This is a genomic window from Companilactobacillus ginsenosidimutans, assembly GCF_001050475.1.
GTDB lineage: Bacteria > Bacillota > Bacilli > Lactobacillales > Lactobacillaceae > Companilactobacillus > Companilactobacillus ginsenosidimutans.
Genome location: NZ_CP012034.1, coordinates 689,906 through 708,484 on the forward strand (window position 1 = coordinate 689,906; position 18,579 = coordinate 708,484).

The following is an 18,579-nucleotide window of genomic DNA, read 5'->3' on the forward strand; positions in this document are numbered from 1 at the left end:
AAATACTTATTACCTTTCTAACATATTCTTATTTTAATAAAGGAAAAGAGAATCTCAACTTTTAGTTGGAGATTCTCTTTTTAATTTTATCATCCTCTGTAATTTTTCGGATGACTTTACATGGACTGCCAACTGCAACTACGTTTGAAGGAATATCCTTATTTACTACACTACCAGCGCCAATCACACTATTATCACCAATTGTAACATCGCCAAGTACGACCGAATTTGCACCGATCCAGACATTTTTACCTAGTTTTATTGGCGAACTTGTACCAACACCACTTATCCTCTCCTCACCATTCAAGGAATGATCAGAGCAAGCTAGGACAACTCCAGGTGCAATAAACGCACCTGCACCAATATCTACTGGGGACGTGTCCAATATAGAACAATTATAATTAATTACCGCAAGCCCATGCGAATGGATATTAAACCCATAATCACAATGGAATGTTGGTTCCACAAAAGTTAATTCAGTTGATGTTCCAAATAAATCTTTGATTAATTCAGAACGCCTCTTCTTTTCATTTGGGCGAGTTTGATTGATTTGCCAACATAAATCCTTCGCTTTATCTTGTAAATCAGTCGGCATGTCTCTTTGATTGGAAACATAACTTTTATCACTTTGCATAATTTCAAACATATCCATATCCTTCACTCCAAACAAAAAAGGACTAGTCAACAACTCGAAAGTTGTGACAGTCCTTGTAAACTGTAAGACTTATGTCACAGGTGAGATTCGAACTCACGACCTACGGTTTAGAAGACCGTTGCTCTATCCAACTGAGCCACTGTGACATCACTTTTACTATTATAGAGAAACAGACCTTTGTCTGTCAACGATTGAATTCATTTTTTTTAAAGATTTTTGTATTCCAATATTATCTAAGAAAATCTGATACTTTTTTATTGATTTTTTCAAGATAATCTTTATCTGCGGTGATATTATACCAATTAACATCCATTTGATTTCGAAAATAAGTGAGTTGTCTTTTGGCAAAATGACGCGAATTCTTCTTGATTTCAGTCAAACTATCATCCAACGATACTTGTTTCTCAAAATATGGAAATAATTCCTTGTAACCAATTCCATTCTTTGCCTGAGGAATTACACTTCTCTGTTCAAAAACAGTCCTGGCCTCGTTAATTAGCCCTAATTCAACCATTTTATCCACCCTGTCGTTGATTCGATTGTATAACGTTTGACGATCATCCGTTAATCCAATAAGTAGAAATTCTGCAATTTCCGAACCATTCTCCTGTTGCACAATTGATTTTCCAGTCGTTTCAAACACCTCAATAGCACGGATCAATCGCCTTGGATTGTTCATATCTATGGTTTTAACAGACTCGGGATCTTCAGATACCAACCTTTTTTTCAATCCATCGATTCCATTACTTTTTTCAAGCTCTAAAAGTTTAGAACGTAACTCTGGTGTAGTATCCGAATCTCCACCCAAATCAAGATTACGTAATAATGAATTTAAATAAAAACCAGTTCCTCCAACAATAAATGGAACTTTACTTCTACTCGATATTTCATCAAGCGATTTAATGGCATGCTTTTGAAAATCCTTGACGGTATATCTTTCCTCAACATTACAAATATCGACCAGATGATGCGGTACTTCAGTAAGCTCAGCTTTAGAATCCTTCGCAGTGCCAATGTCCAAACCACGATATATTTGCATTGAATCTCCGGAAATAATCTCTCCATCAAACTCCTTAGCTAATTTTAGTCCTAATGCGCTTTTCCCAACCGCAGTTGGTCCAACAATTGCTACAACTTTTTTCAAAAAGAACACCTCGTATTGAATAATCTTGGTAATTTATAGAAATTTTTAACAAAGTAAGTCATAATGGTATTTGAAGATTGGAGGAATTAATATGGCAAAAAAAGAAAAAAGATTTCGCTTTGTTAAAGGCTTCCTGTTTGGATCACTAACAACGGCTACAGCAGTTTATGGTGCATTACATGCTTTCAAGAAAACAGTAATTGAACCTGAAGATGCTGAAAATGAACGAATTGAAGCTAACCGTCGTCGTGCAAACAGAAAGAGCCTACAAGCTCACCAAGGTTAATACAGATAAATATAATATTTACAGAAGCTTTGAATTTTCATTCAAGCTTCTTTTTTTATATCTTAATCCACTCATCACCGTTAAAAGCATTTTGACTAGACTCATTCAATGTGACACCTAGGCCTGGACTAGTTGGTACATCAATTTTTCCATTGTTCAGTGTAAACGTCTCATTTATCAAATCATTTTCATAATATCTATCCGAAGCTGAAATATCACCTGGAAAACTATAGAACTTTTGACTTGCAAGTGCCAAATTAAATGCGCGACCTATACCAGTTTCCAACATGCCTCCACACCAGACTTTCAGTCCATGGCTTTCTGACAATGAAGACATAGCTAATGCATTCGCGATTCCACCAACCCTAGCAAGTTTCATATTGATAATTTTGCCAGCACCACTATTGATAACTTTCCAAATATCCTCACTGGTGAATATATTTTCATCTAAACAAATGGGTGTATTAATTCTCTCTTGCAATTTCGCATGATCGCGTAAATCTTTTTTACCCAATGGTTGTTCAATCATTGCAAAATTTAACCCATCGATATTTTTAAAAAATGAACTGTCTTTCAAACCAAATTGCGAATTAGCATCTAACATCATCAAAACGTGAGGAAATTCAGTTCTAACTTCTTCTAACATTTTCAAAGTATAAGAATGATTTATTTTCAACTTGATTCGAGTATAACCTTTGTTTAATTGAGAATGGATTTCATCGATTATCTGCTGTGAATTGCTCTTAATGCCAATTGCGACGCCAACTGGAACACTGGTCTTCAATTTTCCAGAATCACCTACTGCCAACGACATCAACTTCTGTACAGAAATATTATTCCGCTTTGCAAATAAATCCCAGATAGCCATCTCAGCAGCTGCTCTGCCCATGAATGGTCCATTAGTTGAATTGATAAAACGGCTGAATTCAAACGGTGTATCATAATCTTTCGAGCCCAATAATGGCATGATGCGCTTATTTAAACTTCGGACGCATTCTGACTGAATCTCATCAATATAGTTTGGAAATTGGAAAGCCTCGACTTCTCCAAGTCCAACATTACCAAGTTCGTCCTTAATTGCCAAAATGTTTATTGGGCGAACTCGATAAGTCGATTCAGCAAACCGATAGGGAGTTTTTAACTTCATGAAAAATTGATGCATTTTGTATTCTATTATTTGCATATATTCACCTATAAATAAAGAGCTGGGACACTAATTGTCTCAGCTCTTTCATTAAATTCTATATCTTTGTTGTTTTCTTTGTCTTTCCAGTCCAGTCAGTAAAACGATCTTCCATCCACTTAACATCTGTAAATCCCCATTTTTTAAACTTCAATGCGGCACGGATACATGTGTTTTTACGTTCGTCATATAAATAAACTGGCAAATCAGGGCGTAAGTCACCTTCAACATACTTGAGCTGCGAATATGGTAAATTTCTTGCACCTAAAATGTGTTTTGAGTCAAAATTACTTTTTTCTCTCAAATCAACAATTTGAGCTTTACGCATACTTGATTCAAATTCTTTTTGACTAATCTCACCACCAAGTTTTTTACCTTGATAACGATAGTAAAGCCAAGAACCACCCCAATATAGTAAAACTGCGATAACAATGACATATAAAATAATATTTACAACTTGCATTTAAAAAATCCCTCTAATCAACTTTAATCAGTGAAGCAGCACCGATAACTCCAGCTTCGTTACCTAAACTAGCTAGCTTAAGTGAAGTTGATGCTTTTATTGTGGCAAATTCATATTTTCTCATGGCAGCATCAACTTTATCACTTAGGAACTTACCTGCAGCAGAAACACCGCCACCGATAATTACATATTTAGGATTGAGTGAGTTTGCAATATTTGCTAATGCAAATCCTAGTGACTCACAAACATAGTCAACAACGATCATTGCAAGGTCATCGTTTTCTTTAGCTAAATCAAAGACATCCTTGGCAGAAATATCTTGTCCATCATCTAAAGTAGCTTTCAATTCTGACTTACCAGCATATTCTGAAGCACGATCACGTGCAACACGAACAACACCAGTAGCTGAAGCAATTGTTTCCAAACAACCACGTTTGCCACATGTACACATGAAGCCATCAGGATCAACTGTAACATGTCCAATTTCTCCAGCAGCACCACCGGCACCATGAAGAATTTGACCATTGGCGATAATTCCACCACCAACACCAGTTCCTAATGTAACGAATACAACATCATCAGCATTGTTACCAGCACCCATCCATCTTTCACCTAATGCGGCAACATTGGCGTCATTTTCGATAGTAACAGGAATACCAGTACCTTTTTCAATATCTCTTACTGGATAAACTGAGTTTTGCCAGTTTAAGTTATATGCACCCTTGATAGTACCATCTTTAAAATTAATTGTACCTGGTGAGCCTAAACCAATTCCAACAAATTGATCAGCTTCCATACTATACATCTTCAAGTGATGATTAATTGAATCAATAATGTCAGGTATGATTAATTGACCATCAGATAGAATATTAGTTTCAATACTCCATTTTTGTTGGATTTCACCCTTAACTGTAAGGATGGCAAATTTAATTGTTGTACCACCAAGGTCAACACCGATTAGTTTTTTATCAGTCACTTTGATCGTTCCTCTTCCTTTTTTTCTTCTTTACGATGCTCCGATTTTAAAATCATTTGAGCTTTAATAAAAGTTTGTTTATCTATCATTTCATTATTATAAATATTTTTCAACTCTATGGACATTAATTCAATATCCCATATTCGTTTACCAAGATGAACATAAGTACCGAACTTCTTCAACAATTGTTGAACGTCGTATAGAGTCCTAAAACTTTGTTTATTATCCATAAACGACCATTCCCTTTGTGTACATGAAATATGACACAGCTAGACATGCAACAAATGCAATAATCCTGATGAAAATATTTGGACGCTTAATACCTGGTAACCCAAAAGCAATTCCAAGTAGGAATCCTCCGACTGCACCACCAATGTGTCCCCAAATATCAATTCCGGTCATCGAAAAATCTAACGCTAAGTTAATAAGAATTAGAGCTAAAAATGTCTTACCCAATTCTCCAAGAAAATGATTTTCACGATATATCATTGCAAGTGCCAAGAAAGCAGCAAATAATCCAAATAAAGAAGTACTTGCACCAGCAGCAATTGTATTGTTTGCTCCAAATGCAAAACTTGCAAGGTTACCAGTGATCCCACTTAACATGAATATTAAGAAAAATCTTGTGTGTCCAATTAACGGTTCCAGAATTCGACCAACAAAATAAAGTGTAAAACCATTAGTCAAAATGTGAATAACTCCAATATGAATAAAAATAGGAGTAATCAATCTCCACCAATCACCACCTTGAACCAGTGAATTAATTTTTGCACCGAAATAAATTAAAGTATCAACATTCTGAGAACCGCCAGACAATGATTCAAGTAAAAATACGACTGCGATACCAATCAATAAAATCCAAGTAACATAAGGACTATCTCGTCTGAATGACATATTATTCTTCCTCTGCGACTGAAATGATTTGGTCTACTGGCTTATCCAATGTGTAGATTGGCCATGGTGCTTGAACAAAAAATTGTCTAGAAACAGCAAGCGCAATTGTCTTTGTTGGATGCTGTGCAAGGTAACGATCATAATAGCCTGCCCCAAACCCTAAACGATTATTGCCTTCTTTTGAAAAGGCAACGCCAGGAACAATGATCAATTCTGGTGGATTCATAACATTAGATTGATACTCTTTTGGTTCTCTTACTCCAAAACTGCTAGTTTCAAGTTCAGTATCCTTCTCATAATTAACAAAGGTCATTGAATAATCACTAAATGTTTTAGGAATATATACTTTTTTACCATCTTCCCAACATTTGTTGATTATTGGAAAGGTTGGAATTTCTTTATCAATACTTAGGGTTATTCCAATAGATTTAGCATTTCGAAAATCTAAATTGGAAAATAACTGAAGATAAATTTCGTTAATTTCTTTTTGTGCTTGTTCAGTTTTCATAAATTTGTTTACAGTATCAATTTGCTGTTTTCTAAAACTTACTTTATCCAAAAAGCCACCTCCAGTAAAAAAAAACAACAGGAATTATACCTGTTGTTTATTTTGTTTCGCGATGCAATGTAACAGTGCGTTCGCGTGGGCAATATTTCTTAAGCTCTAAACGATCAGGGCTATTACGTTTGCTTTTGCTTGTAAGATATGTACGTTCATGACATGAAGTACATTCCATTGTTATATTTACTCTCATTACTGGAACATCCTTTCATAAATACTTAACTAAATTCAACTAATTAAATATATCATTTTTTCAAACATATTAAAAGGGCGAATTTTACTTCTGTCCAGTCAATTTGTAGTAATCCTCATACATCTGATGAGCCACCAATTGTGGATAGTTACCATTCTCCGAAGAAAGATTAGGGAAAACAATAGCCATAGCAATGTTAGGGTTATCGGATGGTCCAAATGATACCAAACTAGTTGTAATTGTTGATGGTGGATCGGGGTTGTTAGGATCATCTGGATTATAGTAGAAGGATTGTGCAGTACCAGTTTTTGCTGATACTGATGGAGAAATATCCTTTAACCTGGTACCAGTTGTCCATCCATCTGTCCCATGAACAACGTTGTACATACCAGTTTTAACAACTTGCAATTCATCATTGGTAAAACCAACCCTATTTAATACAGATGGTTTAGTAACGGATTCAACAGCACCCTTCTTACCATCATTACGGGTCTTCTGGATTGACTGAACGATATATGGCTTCAAACGATATCCACCATTAGCAATGGTAGATATGTATTGAGCCATTTCAATCAATGTATAGGCATCATAGTTACCGTAAGACAAATCAAGAGCTGAACCGGTCTTCAGTTGTCCTGCGCTATTCTTTGTTGCACCTTCAATTCCCTTTGTTTCTCCGGAAATATCAATTCCCGTTTTAACCCCGAGTCCAAACTGATTGAAGTATCCTCTCATTGTTTGGAAGATGTTTGGATCCATCTTAATTTGTCTACTTGGAACATATGTAGCCTTGGCTTCTTTTAAAGCCAACGCCATCATATATTCGTTGGAAGAAACTTCTAGAGCTTTTTGTGCAGTTAATGAACTATACGTTCCAATTGGATAAACAGACTTCTTAACTGGAGTACCTGGCAAATAAATTGGATTATCAGGCAACGTATTGTTTTCAGGTGTAATTACACCATCCATCAACGCTCCAAGCACTGTAGCACCTTTAACAGCAGAACCCATAACAAAGGTTCTATTGATTACACCAAGTGCATCCTCAGTCGTTTTTCCAGTTTTGGTATTATTTCGAACACCAGCCATTGCTAGAATCGCACCAGTCTGTGGGTTCATTGCAACTGCATAAGCACCATCTGAATATTGTGTAATACCGGCACCCTTTGCTGCAGCGAATTCAGAGTTCAAAGTATCTTGAACTTTCTTTTGGAATTCCGAATCTATTGTAAGATTCAAATTTCCACCTTTTTGACCTGCATAAATCTCTTTACTGCTATTAATTTGATTATTCGAACCAATTTCAACTTGTCTTTGGCTCTTCGTACCAGCAAGGATGGATTCATAACTCTTTTCAAGATAACTTGTACCAACACGATCATTACGAGAGTATCCAGAAGCTAACATGATATTAAGTTCATCATCTGGAATACCTTGTTGTTCAGTCGACACTCCACCAATGATACTTGCGATGGACTTACCTTGTGGATATTCACGATTCCAATTGGTTCCAACACTAACCCCTGGCAACTCTGTTAAATGTTCACTTACTTCAGCAATTTCCTTTGAAGTCAGACCTTGATCTTTAACAAAAACAGTAGAAAGCGCATATGCAGAACTCATTGTTTTGAATATGGTTGCTTTCTCTAATTGAGATTGAGAAAGATGGATACCTTGTTCCTGAACATATTTAACTTCATTTGCATATAGTTTGTTAGCAGAATATGCGTTGCCATCGGAATCTTGACGATAAGATTTTGGCATCGACTTTGCAATTGCAGCCGAACGACCCTTTTGGGCCAAAATATAATCTGCCTTATCTCGTTCTGAAAGTTTGCCTTTTTTCACAGTGACATATTTAGTTAGTCGATCAACTATTTGATAAATATCCTCACTCTTGACACTGGCACTCTTTGTATAAGTAATTGCACTCTCAGTAGAGTTACCAACTAGTAGTCTACCTTTAGAGTCATAAATCATTCCACGAGGTACATTGCCCTGCATTACTGTTTTGTCAGTTCTATCGACCTCTGCTTGAAACTTACCTCCATACACAATCTGGAGGTAAGCTAATTGTCCGACTAAAAGTGCGAACAATGCAAAGACAATAAAAAAAAGCAGGTTTAAACGAAACGGAATAGTAGACTTCGCTTGACTACCTGTTCTTTTTCTTATTATTTCCAGTATTCTCTTCATAGGTTTCCCTTCAAAATACTATATCCTTATTCATTTGATTTAAAAATATACTTTGGACCATCAATTTCAGGATCGTATTCGACATCCAAATCGTATCTTTCGAAGAACCATGTGTCATTATCAGTGATGAAATAAGTAATGTCATTTACCACTGTGCTAGACTCCGGTTTAACCGGTGTTTCTTTTCTAAATGCGATTGAAAATCCCTCATGAACCATAGTTTTTCCGTAAACTTTACCGTAGAATCTGATACCGTCTCCAGCCTTGATTCCTACGTTTTCTTCATACCATTTTGCTGCTTTATCACTAATTTCAATCTTCATTTGACTCACCTCATCGTTTATATAATAAACCACATGCAGTAAGCTTACCAGAAAACGTTTTCTTTAGGCAACATCAACGGCTTTGATTGTTAAAGTGTAACTCCCAGCAGGTGTTTGAACCTCGACATCATCACCAACGTGTCTACCAATTAAAGCTTTGGCAATTGGAGAATTATTTGAGATTTTACCTGAATCTGGATCTGATTCAGCTGAACCAACAATAATATATTCTTCTGGCTCATCATCATCTTCTTGAACAGTAACCTTTTTACCAACAGAAACTTCATCATGTGCAACATCGTCAGTATCAACAACATTTGCATATTGGATCATTTCAATAACTTGTGAAATTCGTGATTCTACAACACTTTGCTCATCTTTGGCTGATGAGTATTCAGAATTTTCTGACAAATCACCAAATCCTCTGGCAATTTTTATACGTTTGATAACTTCGGGACGTTTAACTTTCTTGAGGTTTTCTAATTCCTCCTCGAGTTTTTTCTTACCTTCAGCTGTCATTGGATAGCTTTTTTCTGCCATTTTAAATTCCTCCATGAATCAATGATTCAAATTAATATTTTGGAAATATTAGGCTTTCCAAACCTTGAACATCGTACAACTTCAAAAGTCATCTAACCAAATATGATTAGATGACATTTTGTATGATAGCTATTCTACACTATTGATCTAGTGAATCATATCTACTTTGGTGTTCCTTGAATGTCTTAGAATATGTAATCTTACCCGTCTTCAAATCAGCGAAGAAGTATAAGTAATTAGCACTTCTATCCGTTGGATTCAAGACAGCTTGAATAGAATCTCTACTTGGTGTGTTAAATGGACCAGGACCATATCCTGTATGTTTATACAAGTTATATGGAGATTTAACACTAGTATCTTTATTCGACAACTTTGTTTTATGTGTATTCAATGCATACATAACTGAAATGTCAGATTGTATTGGCATGTTTACATCAAAACGATTGAAGAATACACCGGCAATTTTAGCACGGTCTTCAGATGTAACACCTTCACGTTCAACTAGAGATGCTAATGTAAGAACTTGGTGAACAGTCATGTCCTTCTCTTTAATTGTTGAATAATAAGGTTGAAGAACGGTATTTTCATTTGAAACCATTGAGTTTACCAGTTGTTTGAGAGTAATTCCTTTGTACACAGCATAAGTTGCTGGAGCTAAATATCCTTCCAAGTGATATCTTACATTCTTTTGTTTCATAGATGAACTTAGAAGTTCTGGATACTTTTTAGCCAATGAATTCAAATAACTTTGATCTTTCATTAATTTCATAAAGTCAGACTTTTTGAATTTAACACTATTTTTGGTTCCGCTTTGAATAGCATCCCCAACTTGGTCAATTGTGATACCTTCACGCACAATTACCTTGTTCTTAGCACTGACAGGCACTTCTGCGCTACCACCTTTATTCAGCTTGTTCACAACGCCACTCATTGGCATTGATTGTTTGAACGCATAGTATCCTGCTTGAAAATCAGTAAAGTTGTGAGCTTTAATGTAGAAATTAAACACACTGGCACTCTTAATAACTTTTTCAGATTCCAATTGCTTAGCAATATCTTTACTTGAAGATCCGATTGGAACTTTAACTACAATATCAGCATCATTCTTTGAATCATAAGGTTGAAGTGAACTATTAACGTAATTAAATCCAATGATTGCAACAATTATGGCTAAAACAGCAATAACACCAACAATCCAGTATGCAATATGATTAGCAACTGAACGTTCTTTAGCACGCGTTGTTATTTTTTCTTCGGATTCACGTTTTAGTGCATCTTTTTTTTCATCTTTTTGGCTCAAGATGCAGCCTCCCGGTTTGATTTATTAAAATTATACCATTACTTTTCATTCAATTATCTAACTTCTACGTCAAATTTATTAATTAAACCAGTTTTAACTTGAGTGAATGCTTGTTCAACAGTATCGTCTGTCAATGTATCATTTGGGTTCTGGAAAATCAAATGATATCCAAGAGATTTGTGGCCAATTTCAATATTTTTACCTTGATAAACATCAAAGATATTAACATCTTTAAGATATTCTCCACCATTGGCGAAAATATCCTTAACAATATCCCCACTTGCAATGTCTTTGCTAACAAGAATAGCAAGATCACGACTCACACTTGGATATTTAGGTGCACTTTGTGCTTTAACGTTCTTCTTACCCAATGCAAGCAAATCATCAACGTTCAATTCAAAAACATAGGTATCATCAATATTGTGATCAGCTTGATATGCAGGATGAATTTTTCCAACGAATCCCATTGCTCTATCATCCATCATAATCATTGCTGTTTGTCCAGGATGCATATTTTCAATGTCTGAATTTGGTGAAAATTCAAATGTACCTTCAACGTTGATAAATTCAAGTAATTCTTCAACAATTCCTTTAATATCATAAAAATCAAATGGTTTTGCTTTCGTGTTCCATGAATCGGAACCAGCGTTTCCACTAATCGCTCCAGCAATATATTCAACTTCGTTTGGACGATCAGTACCCTCATCACGATCGAAAATACGTCCTTCTTCAAAAAGACTAATATCGGAATTATTACGAGCTTTATTGTAAGCAATATTTTTAATCAAGCCAGGAATTAAACTAGTTCTTAAATATTCGTGATCCTCAGTCATCGGATGCAATACACGAGTTAAATTTGTTTTGATTACGTTAAAATCGTTAACTTCTTTTTTACTTACCAACGCAAAGTTAATTGCTTCATCCATTCCTTCACTTAATAAGACATCTTTAAGTTTGTTGATGAATGTACGTTGTGGAGTATAACCACCATTAGTCTCATTTCCAGATGGTAATGTTCCTTTAAGATTGTCATATCCATAAATACGCATTATTTCTTCAATTAAATCGGCTTCAATGGACATATCCCAGCGACGTGTGGGAATTGTAACAGTCAATTCATCATTGTCTTGTTCTACCAAAAATCCGAGTCTATCTAAAATTTTAATCATTTCCGGTGTACTTAATTCAATACCCATGAGTCTATTGACGTGTGAAACTGATGCTTTAATTACGGTTGGTTTTGCTGGAGTCTCTTTTCCCACCAACACTTGAGAAATTGATGAGGCATCAGCAATTGAATCAATCAATTGAACTGTACGATTTAATGAAATTTCTACTGCACCGTTGTCGACGCCTTTTTCAAATCTGTTTGAAGCATCCCCACGTAAATCATGTCTTTGGGCAGCTTTTCTAATCGATGCACCATCAAATGCGGCACTTTCAATCAAAATATTTTTAGTATCAGAAGTTACTGCAGCTTCTGTTCCACCAGCAACACCGGCTAATCCAATTGTTGTATCCCCAGTATTGATCACTAAATCTTTATTACTCAAATCTTTAGTATTCTTAGAATCTAAAACTAATTTATGACCTTCTTTTGCCATCTCAACTGTAATAGACTTATTATCCAATTTATCCAAATCATAAACTTGAATAGGCTCTCCAAACTCAATCATGACATAATTGGCTGCATCAACAACATTATTAACTGGTTGAATCCCTTGATTCCAAAGACGTCTTTGAATCCAAAGTGGACTTTCACCAATAGTTACATTAGTCATCGTTCTAGCAAGATAATCAATAACCAAATCTGACGCTTTAACATCAATGTTCACATCAGAAACATTTTTAACTTTTGATTCAGCAATTTCAGGATTTGTAAATGATGGTTTCTCATCGTATGTAGCTCCAATTTCCCAGGCAGCTCCACGCATACCCAATGTATCAGCACGGTTAGGCGTGATATCAAGATCAACCATCTGGTCATTTAAGCCTAAAAGTTCCTTTGCATCAGATCCAGGCTTCTCAGCTTCAGGGAAAACAAAAATTCCCTTTTGATATTTAACAGGTACTAAGTTCTCCTTAACGCCTAACTCATCTAAGCCACAAATCATACCATTTGACTCTTGACCACGGATTTCTCCGCGCTTAATTTTTTTACCAGCAGGAAGGTCAGCACCATCTAAAGCAACAATTACATATTGGTCTTTAGCAACATTAGGAGCTCCACAGACAATTTGAACATCTTCCGATTCACCAATGTCGACCTGACATAAGTTAAGATGATCTGAATCTGGATGTGGCTTGATATCAGTGATATGACCCACTACAAGATTTGATAAATCCTCACCCAATTTTACAGGAGCAGACTCAATACCAGTTAAGGAAACTTTATTAGCTATTTCTTCAACAGTATGATTGACGGGAATATATTCCTTTAACCAATCTAATGAAATTTTCATATTAATTTACTCCTTTGAATTGATTTAAGAATCTAATATCGTTTGTATAGAAATCACGTATATCATCAACACCATATTTGAGCATGGCAAATCTCTCAGGTCCCAATCCAAATGCGAATGCACTGTACACTTTAGAGTCAATGCCTGACATCTCTAATACGTTAGGATGAGTCAATCCGGCACCTAGAACTTCAATCCAGCCGGTATACTTACAAATGCGACAACCTTCTCCACCACAATTGAAACAAGAAACATCAACTTCAACAGATGGTTCGGTGAATGGGAAGAAACTTGGTCTGAAACGAATATTACGATCAGGACCAAAGACATGGCGGCAAAGGGCTTCAAGAGTTCCCTTCAAATCTGCCATACTAATATTCTTATCAACAACCAATCCTTCTAGTTGATGGAATTGATGTGAGTGAGTTGCGTCATCATCATCACGACGATAAACAACACCTGGTGAGATCATTTTCAAAGGACCCTTTGAGAAATCATGGGCATCCATATCACGACCTTCTTGCGCAGAAGTTTGAGTACGCATTAATAATTCATTGGTAATATAAAAAGTATCTTGCATATCACGTGCGGGGTGATTCTTGGGAATGTTTAGTCTTTCGAAGTTATAATGATCCTCTTCAACTTCATATCCAGGAGCAACCTCATAGCCTAATCCAATGAAGAATTGTTCGATATCTTCAATTGTTTGATTGAGAATATGCCTTGTTCCTATTTCATGAGATTGTGCAGGAAGTGTAACATCAAGTGTTTCCTGTTTTAATTTTTGTTCGATAATATGCTGGTTAACTTCAGCCATTCTGCTTTCAATCGCAGCTTGAATGTCGTTTTTAACATTATTCGCTAATGTTCCAATTTCAGGTCTTTCTTCCTTTGGAACATCTTTCATTCCACGTAAAGCTTGTGTAATTGGTCCCTTTTTACCAAGTAATTGGACACGTAAATCATTTAATTCTTGTAATCTCTCAGCTCGTTTAGCATCGTTAATTCCGCTTTCACGAAGTTCTTTTAGTCGATCATTTAATGACATGTCTGCCTCCTAATATTAAGCAATAAAAAAGTCCTCTCCCAAAAAAGGGACGAGGACTCGCGGTACCACCCTAGTTCACACGTCATGTGTGCACTCAAAAGTTATATAGTAACTTGACTGTTAGACTCCAAAAGTGAATTCATTGATTAGTTTATCAAGCCGCTTCCAGTTATAAGGCTCTTCCTGTCATAAACAAATTCAACTACTACTTTTCTTCAACATCTAAACTATTCGTATGAAACAATTATACAAAATGAAAATAGTTTTGCAAGTTTTAGAAGTCTTTTAATCCGTACATTAATACACCTGCAGCAACTGCAACATTTAGCGATTCTGCTTTTCCAAGAATAGGAATATAGATATTTTGATCAGTCATTTGTAAAGCATCTTCGCTTAAACCATGAGCCTCATTACCCATTATCAAAGCAAAATTATCAACTTTGTTCAAAGTATTATAAGGAACTGCTTGATCATTAACTTCAGATCCATAAACTGTTAATCCAGCATCCTTTGCACGCGAAATAGCGTCTTGTAAATCCAATCTGTAGATTGGTAAATGGAATTGGCTTCCTTGCATCGAACGTTGAACCTTTGGTTGATAAATATCTGCTGAATCCAAGCTTGTAATTACACCATCGTAACCTGCAGCATCGGCAGTCCTAACGATAGTTCCGACATTACCAGGATCTTGAACGTTTGCTAGAATTACCCATTGTCCGTTTAAAGTTGGTATTTCTTCTGGCTCATTAATCTTAATGACTGCAAAAATACCTTGCAGTGTTGTTGTATCTGACAAACCTTTGGCAATATCATCTGAAACTACAAGTGCATTATCATAATATTTTTTAACCAATTGATCTTCTTCATTTTTCTCCGTAACAATTATAGTTAGAATTTTTTGGTTATTTTCATCGGCTTCGCGCACAAGATGGAAGCCTTCAATCAAATAAGTGCCGGTCTTCTTAATTTCTTTTGTCTTATTTAATTTATTAATCTGTTTGATCTCTTCATTTTTCTTAGATTCAATATATTTCATATGTTCTTCCTTCTTGTTTTATACTTATAAGAGTAACATATTCACGAAGTTGGAGTGATTTAGATGAAGCATCTTTCAATGCAAGTTTATGGACTTGTTCAAGGAGTTGGATTTAGATATTCTGTTCTGCAGGTTGCAGTGGAATTGGATATCACTGGTACCGTCCAAAATGAAATGGATGGCTCAGTCACAATTGAAGCTGAAGGCGAAGAAATGAAGCTATATACTTTTTTACAAAAGATCAGGGAATCACCTTCTCCATTTGCTAGAGTTAAAACTGTTGACTATGATTTTTCAGACAACCTTAAAAATTACAAAAAGTTTAGTGTGACCGGTTGAAACGCTTATTAAGTTAACGTATATTGTTTATATGATTTTTTAAAAGGTGGTTTACAATTGAATAAAAAAATAATGAAGTACATTTCTGTGTTATCACTTATCGTGATTTTCGCAGTTGTTCTTACTGGCTGTACTGCTAGAACCGGTGTTCAACACGCACCTACAAGCGGTCCTTACGGATTTGTATACAAGTGGTTAGGAACTCCCTTCCAAAACTTGATACTTGCTACAGCTAAACATGTTGGTGGTCGTGATGCCTACGCATGGGGAATTGTTATCATTTCCTTTGTAGTTAGATTGCTATTACTTCCACTTTCATTGAACCAACAATACAAATCAACAGCACAACAAGAAAAAATGCGTGCTGTTCAACCACAATTGAAGTTGATTCAGGCAAAACAAAAAGAAGCTAAGGATCCAGCAACACAACAAAAAATCAGTGCACTTATGATGGATGTTTATAAACAAAACAACATCAGCTTGACTGGTGGAATTGGTTGTTTGCCATTATTACTTCAATTCCCTATTTTGATTGCTATTTACCAAGCTGTGCAATATTCACAAGAAATTGGTGTTGCCACATTTATGAATATTCCTCTTGGTCAACCAAGTTTAGTAATTACTATTGTAGCAACGGTCTTCTACATTATTCAATCATGGTTGTCACTACAAGTCGTTCCACAAGAACAAAGAAAGCAAATGCAAACAATGCTATGGATGAATCCTGTTATGACATTCTTCATTTCAATGATTTCATCTGCTGCACTTGCACTTTACTTCCTAGCTGGTGGTGTGGTTCTTTTAATTCAACAATTAATTACAAACTACATCATGACTCCAAAAATCCGTAAACAAGCGGATGCAAACTTAAAAGACCATCCTGTTAAGATTGTTGTTACTGAAGAATCAATTGCCAAAATTATGGCTGGTGGTCCATCAAGTTCAAGCAATTCATCGGGCAGTTCAAATGGTGGTTCTAGTGAAAGCAAAGCACATAAGAGTGCACGTGAACTTAACAAAGGCAAACAAAACAAGCCTAAAGAATAACCACAGAAAAAATGACTAAATCAAATTGATTTAGTCATTTTTGTTTGCCATATTTTTATCAAGTTCCGAATTAACAATTGGCAATTCAATTCTAAATACAGTTCCAGAACCGACTACACTTTCAACTGTTATCGTACCTTGATAGATTTCAATCAATCGTTTGGCGATAGAAAGCCCTAGACCATTTCCTCCGCGTTTTCTCGACCGAGCCTTATCAACTCTGTAAAAACGGTTGAAAACTTGTTTAAGGTCCTTTTTAGCGATTCCTACACCATAGTCTTGAACAACCACTTCAAGCAGTGCTTCATTAGTCGAAGCAGCTAGATTAATTTCTTTTCTATCACCTGAATACTTGAATGCATTATCCAGCAAAATTACCAATACTTGTTCTAAATGATTGCGATAAATTTTAACTTTGCTACCAGGTTCAATATCATCATCAAAATTGACAGCAAAATCAGGATGCAACATTTTGAAGTCATTATAAACTTGGGTAAATAGTGGCTCAACTTCTGTTTCTTGTTCCAAATACTCACTATCAATTTGCTCTACACGAGTAAGATCCAGCATCTCTTGAATTAACGACTGCATACGTTTTAATTCTTGTAGTGATGATGTTATGGAATCTGCCAAAACTTCAGGATCATCTTTTCCCCATCGTTGTAGCATACTTAAATGTCCTTCAAGCACAGCAACTGGAGTTCTCAATTCATGAGAGACATCCTCAACAAATTCTTTTTGTTGATTGGTATAAGCTTGCATTCTATCAAGCATCTTATTGATATTAACCGTTAAATCATATAATTCATCATTACTTTTTCTAACTTTAATACGTGAATCAGAATCAGGTTTCTTATTCAAATCATCAATTGTATTATTGACGACTTTCAAATACCGCAATACAGCCGTTGAAGCAAAGAAGCTGATTACAATACCAGCCAGAACAACAATGATTCCAATCCAAACCAATTTAATAAAAAAATCATGGGTGACCGTAGCACTCGCAACATTATCAACTGTGTTGTACGCAACATACGCAACAATCAAATACGCTGCAAGAATAATTATGGATATGAAGAAAGTCCATTTGAATCTGATCGAGATTCTCATCGTCTCATCACATAACCTTTTCCACGAACAGTTGAAATGTAACTTGGTGCTCCACCACGGTCAATCTTATTTCTGAGGTACTTAATATAAACGTCAACAACGTTTGTTTCAGTACTTGAACCTGTTCCCCAAACACGTTCGAGCAAGTCGTCACGACCTAAAACAGTGCCAACGTTTTCCATAAGGGCACTGAGTAGATCGTATTCTCTTCTAGTTAAATCAATAACTTCACCATTACGTTTTAATGTTTGTGTTGTTTTATCAATGACTAAGTTCTTATACTTCAAAACTTGATCATTATTTCTAGTAACATCGATATCCAAATCAATACGTCTGAGCAAAGCCCGGATTCTTGCAAGCAACTCCTCAATTGCAAATGGTTTTACGATGTAATCATCAGCACCGTGATCCAAGCCGGATACTCTATCAATAATAGAATCTCTGGCAGTCATCATGATGATGGGTGTATTTTTTTCTTGTCGAACTCGACGGCATACTTCGATACCGTTTAGTTCAGGCAACATAAGATCGAGTAAAATCAAATCCCAATCTTCATTCAGTGCTGCTTCAAGACCTGTACGTCCATCTGTAGCAACTTTTACTTCATAATTCTCATGTTGAAGTTCAAGTTGAACAAACTTGGCCATGTTCTCTTCATCTTCAATAACTAATATCTTAGCCATACCTTTTTCTCCCGTATATTAAATAAAATTTAATTAACCTTAATTATTAACCGTTATCTCACCTTTTGCAAGGCAATGCAATAAAGATTTTAACATATTACAAATATTAAAAATAGTTAAAGTGAATTATTTTATATTA

At 35.6% G+C, this 18,579-nt stretch carries 21 protein-coding genes and 1 tRNA gene; 3 read left to right on the top strand and 19 right to left on the bottom strand.

The genetic code is table 11. The features are described from left to right. Positions 1-61: 61 nt before the first annotated feature. From ABM34_RS03565 to miaA, 3 genes are all read right to left on the bottom strand, one after another. Positions 62-652: a sugar O-acetyltransferase gene (locus tag ABM34_RS03565; protein WP_048703459.1), complete on the bottom strand. Its 591-nt coding sequence runs from the start codon at positions 650-652 to the stop codon at positions 62-64. Between the two features lie 75 nt (positions 653-727). Continuing rightward, positions 728-801, bottom strand: a tRNA-Arg gene (locus tag ABM34_RS03570). Positions 802-884: 83 nt separating this feature from the next. Beyond that, positions 885-1,799, bottom strand: a complete 915-nt coding sequence (gene miaA, locus ABM34_RS03575; RefSeq protein ID WP_048703460.1) for a tRNA (adenosine(37)-N6)-dimethylallyltransferase MiaA — start codon at positions 1,797-1,799, stop codon at positions 885-887. Between the two features lie 91 nt (positions 1,800-1,890). On the opposite strand from miaA, the gene ABM34_RS03580 reads away from it, so the two are divergent. Beyond that, positions 1,891-2,085, top strand: a complete 195-nt coding sequence (locus ABM34_RS03580) for a DUF3042 family protein (protein WP_048703462.1) — start codon at positions 1,891-1,893, stop codon at positions 2,083-2,085. Positions 2,086-2,140: 55 nt separating this feature from the next. On the opposite strand, the gene menC is transcribed toward ABM34_RS03580, so the two are convergent. The 14 genes from menC to ABM34_RS03645 all read right to left on the bottom strand — a co-directional run bounded on the left by menC (position 2,141) and on the right by ABM34_RS03645 (position 15,261). Next, positions 2,141-3,268, bottom strand: a complete 1,128-nt coding sequence (gene menC / locus ABM34_RS03585) for an o-succinylbenzoate synthase (protein WP_048703464.1) — start codon at positions 3,266-3,268, stop codon at positions 2,141-2,143. Between the two features lie 58 nt (positions 3,269-3,326). Continuing rightward, positions 3,327-3,731, bottom strand: coding sequence for a rhodanese-like domain-containing protein (locus tag ABM34_RS03590; RefSeq protein WP_048703467.1), 405 nt, complete (start codon positions 3,729-3,731; stop codon positions 3,327-3,329). Positions 3,732-3,744: 13 nt separating this feature from the next. Then, positions 3,745-4,707, bottom strand: coding sequence for an ROK family glucokinase (locus ABM34_RS03595; protein ID WP_048703469.1), 963 nt, complete (start codon positions 4,705-4,707; stop codon positions 3,745-3,747). Further along, positions 4,704-4,937: a YqgQ family protein gene (locus ABM34_RS03600; RefSeq protein WP_048703470.1), complete on the bottom strand. Its 234-nt coding sequence runs from the start codon at positions 4,935-4,937 to the stop codon at positions 4,704-4,706. The genes ABM34_RS03595 and ABM34_RS03600 overlap by 4 nt, the downstream gene beginning before the upstream one ends. Continuing rightward, a complete protein-coding gene (locus tag ABM34_RS03605; RefSeq protein ID WP_048703472.1) occupies positions 4,930-5,601 on the bottom strand; it encodes a rhomboid family intramembrane serine protease in 672 nt (223 codons plus the stop codon). Before ABM34_RS03605 ends, ABM34_RS03600 begins: the two co-directional genes overlap by 8 nt. A 1-nt stretch (position 5,602) precedes the next feature. After that, positions 5,603-6,160 carry a 5-formyltetrahydrofolate cyclo-ligase gene (locus ABM34_RS03610; RefSeq protein WP_048703473.1) on the bottom strand — a complete coding sequence of 186 codons (558 nt, stop codon included), beginning with the start codon at positions 6,158-6,160 and terminating at the stop codon, positions 5,603-5,605. A gap of 46 nt (positions 6,161-6,206) precedes the next feature. Beyond that, on the bottom strand, positions 6,207-6,356 hold the full coding sequence (gene rpmG, locus ABM34_RS13040; RefSeq protein ID WP_010623697.1) for a 50S ribosomal protein L33: 150 nt from the start codon (positions 6,354-6,356) through the stop codon (positions 6,207-6,209). 84 nt (positions 6,357-6,440) lie between these two features. After that, a complete protein-coding gene (locus tag ABM34_RS03615) occupies positions 6,441-8,540 on the bottom strand; it encodes a peptidoglycan D,D-transpeptidase FtsI family protein (protein WP_083988330.1) in 2,100 nt (699 codons plus the stop codon). A 38-nt stretch (positions 8,541-8,578) separates the two neighbouring features. After that, positions 8,579-8,875 (bottom strand): HesB/YadR/YfhF family protein, encoded by a 297-nt coding sequence (locus ABM34_RS03620; protein WP_048703476.1) that lies wholly within the window; start codon positions 8,873-8,875, stop codon positions 8,579-8,581. Between the two features lie 63 nt (positions 8,876-8,938). Then, positions 8,939-9,415: a transcription elongation factor GreA gene (gene greA, locus ABM34_RS03625; RefSeq protein WP_048703479.1), complete on the bottom strand. Its 477-nt coding sequence runs from the start codon at positions 9,413-9,415 to the stop codon at positions 8,939-8,941. A 139-nt stretch (positions 9,416-9,554) separates the two neighbouring features. Next, on the bottom strand, positions 9,555-10,718 hold the full coding sequence (mltG, locus tag ABM34_RS03630) for an endolytic transglycosylase MltG (RefSeq protein WP_083988255.1): 1,164 nt from the start codon (positions 10,716-10,718) through the stop codon (positions 9,555-9,557). 50 nt (positions 10,719-10,768) lie between these two features. After that, a complete protein-coding gene (gene pheT, locus ABM34_RS03635) occupies positions 10,769-13,177 on the bottom strand; it encodes a phenylalanine--tRNA ligase subunit beta (protein ID WP_048703484.1) in 2,409 nt (802 codons plus the stop codon). Between the two features lies 1 nt (position 13,178). Next, positions 13,179-14,225 (bottom strand): phenylalanine--tRNA ligase subunit alpha, encoded by a 1,047-nt coding sequence (gene pheS / locus ABM34_RS03640; protein WP_048703486.1) that lies wholly within the window; start codon positions 14,223-14,225, stop codon positions 13,179-13,181. Between the two features lie 274 nt (positions 14,226-14,499). Beyond that, positions 14,500-15,261: a TrmH family RNA methyltransferase gene (locus ABM34_RS03645; RefSeq protein WP_048703489.1), complete on the bottom strand. Its 762-nt coding sequence runs from the start codon at positions 15,259-15,261 to the stop codon at positions 14,500-14,502. A 63-nt stretch (positions 15,262-15,324) separates the two neighbouring features. Here ABM34_RS03645 and ABM34_RS03650 point away from each other — a divergent pair, with 63 nt between their 5' ends. Then, positions 15,325-15,600, top strand: a complete 276-nt coding sequence (locus tag ABM34_RS03650) for an acylphosphatase (protein ID WP_048703491.1) — start codon at positions 15,325-15,327, stop codon at positions 15,598-15,600. Positions 15,601-15,657: 57 nt separating this feature from the next. After that, positions 15,658-16,647, top strand: a complete 990-nt coding sequence (gene yidC, locus ABM34_RS03655; RefSeq protein WP_048703492.1) for a membrane protein insertase YidC — start codon at positions 15,658-15,660, stop codon at positions 16,645-16,647. A 30-nt stretch (positions 16,648-16,677) separates the two neighbouring features. Here yidC and ABM34_RS03660 read toward each other — a convergent pair whose 3' ends face one another. Both ABM34_RS03660 and ABM34_RS03665 read right to left on the bottom strand, forming a co-directional pair. Next, positions 16,678-17,757, bottom strand: a complete 1,080-nt coding sequence (locus tag ABM34_RS03660; RefSeq protein WP_048703496.1) for a sensor histidine kinase — start codon at positions 17,755-17,757, stop codon at positions 16,678-16,680. Beyond that, positions 17,754-18,440: a response regulator transcription factor gene (locus ABM34_RS03665; protein WP_048703497.1), complete on the bottom strand. Its 687-nt coding sequence runs from the start codon at positions 18,438-18,440 to the stop codon at positions 17,754-17,756. Before ABM34_RS03665 ends, ABM34_RS03660 begins: the two co-directional genes overlap by 4 nt. Positions 18,441-18,579: the final 139 nt, after the last annotated feature.

Coding starts and splice junctions, on each gene's coding strand:
- ABM34_RS03565 (WP_048703459.1), bottom strand. CDS start 652: ATGGATATGTTTGAAATTATGCAAAGTGATAAAAGTTATGTTTCCAAT.
- ABM34_RS03580 (WP_048703462.1), top strand. CDS start 1,891: ATGGCAAAAAAAGAAAAAAGATTTCGCTTTGTTAAAGGCTTCCTGTTT.
- menC (WP_048703464.1), bottom strand. CDS start 3,268: ATGCAAATAATAGAATACAAAATGCATCAATTTTTCATGAAGTTAAAA.
- ABM34_RS03590 (WP_048703467.1), bottom strand. CDS start 3,731: ATGCAAGTTGTAAATATTATTTTATATGTCATTGTTATCGCAGTTTTA.
- ABM34_RS03600 (WP_048703470.1), bottom strand. CDS start 4,937: ATGGATAATAAACAAAGTTTTAGGACTCTATACGACGTTCAACAATTG.
- ABM34_RS03605 (WP_048703472.1), bottom strand. CDS start 5,601: ATGTCATTCAGACGAGATAGTCCTTATGTTACTTGGATTTTATTGATT.
- rpmG (WP_010623697.1), bottom strand. CDS start 6,356: ATGAGAGTAAATATAACAATGGAATGTACTTCATGTCATGAACGTACA.
- ABM34_RS03620 (WP_048703476.1), bottom strand. CDS start 8,875: ATGAAGATTGAAATTAGTGATAAAGCAGCAAAATGGTATGAAGAAAAC.
- greA (WP_048703479.1), bottom strand. CDS start 9,415: ATGGCAGAAAAAAGCTATCCAATGACAGCTGAAGGTAAGAAAAAACTC.
- pheT (WP_048703484.1), bottom strand. CDS start 13,177: ATGAAAATTTCATTAGATTGGTTAAAGGAATATATTCCCGTCAATCAT.
- pheS (WP_048703486.1), bottom strand. CDS start 14,225: ATGTCATTAAATGATCGACTAAAAGAACTTCGTGAAAGCGGAATTAAC.
- ABM34_RS03645 (WP_048703489.1), bottom strand. CDS start 15,261: ATGAAATATATTGAATCTAAGAAAAATGAAGAGATCAAACAGATTAAT.
- ABM34_RS03650 (WP_048703491.1), top strand. CDS start 15,325: ATGAAGCATCTTTCAATGCAAGTTTATGGACTTGTTCAAGGAGTTGGA.
- ABM34_RS03660 (WP_048703496.1), bottom strand. CDS start 17,757: ATGAGAATCTCGATCAGATTCAAATGGACTTTCTTCATATCCATAATT.
- ABM34_RS03665 (WP_048703497.1), bottom strand. CDS start 18,440: ATGGCTAAGATATTAGTTATTGAAGATGAAGAGAACATGGCCAAGTTT.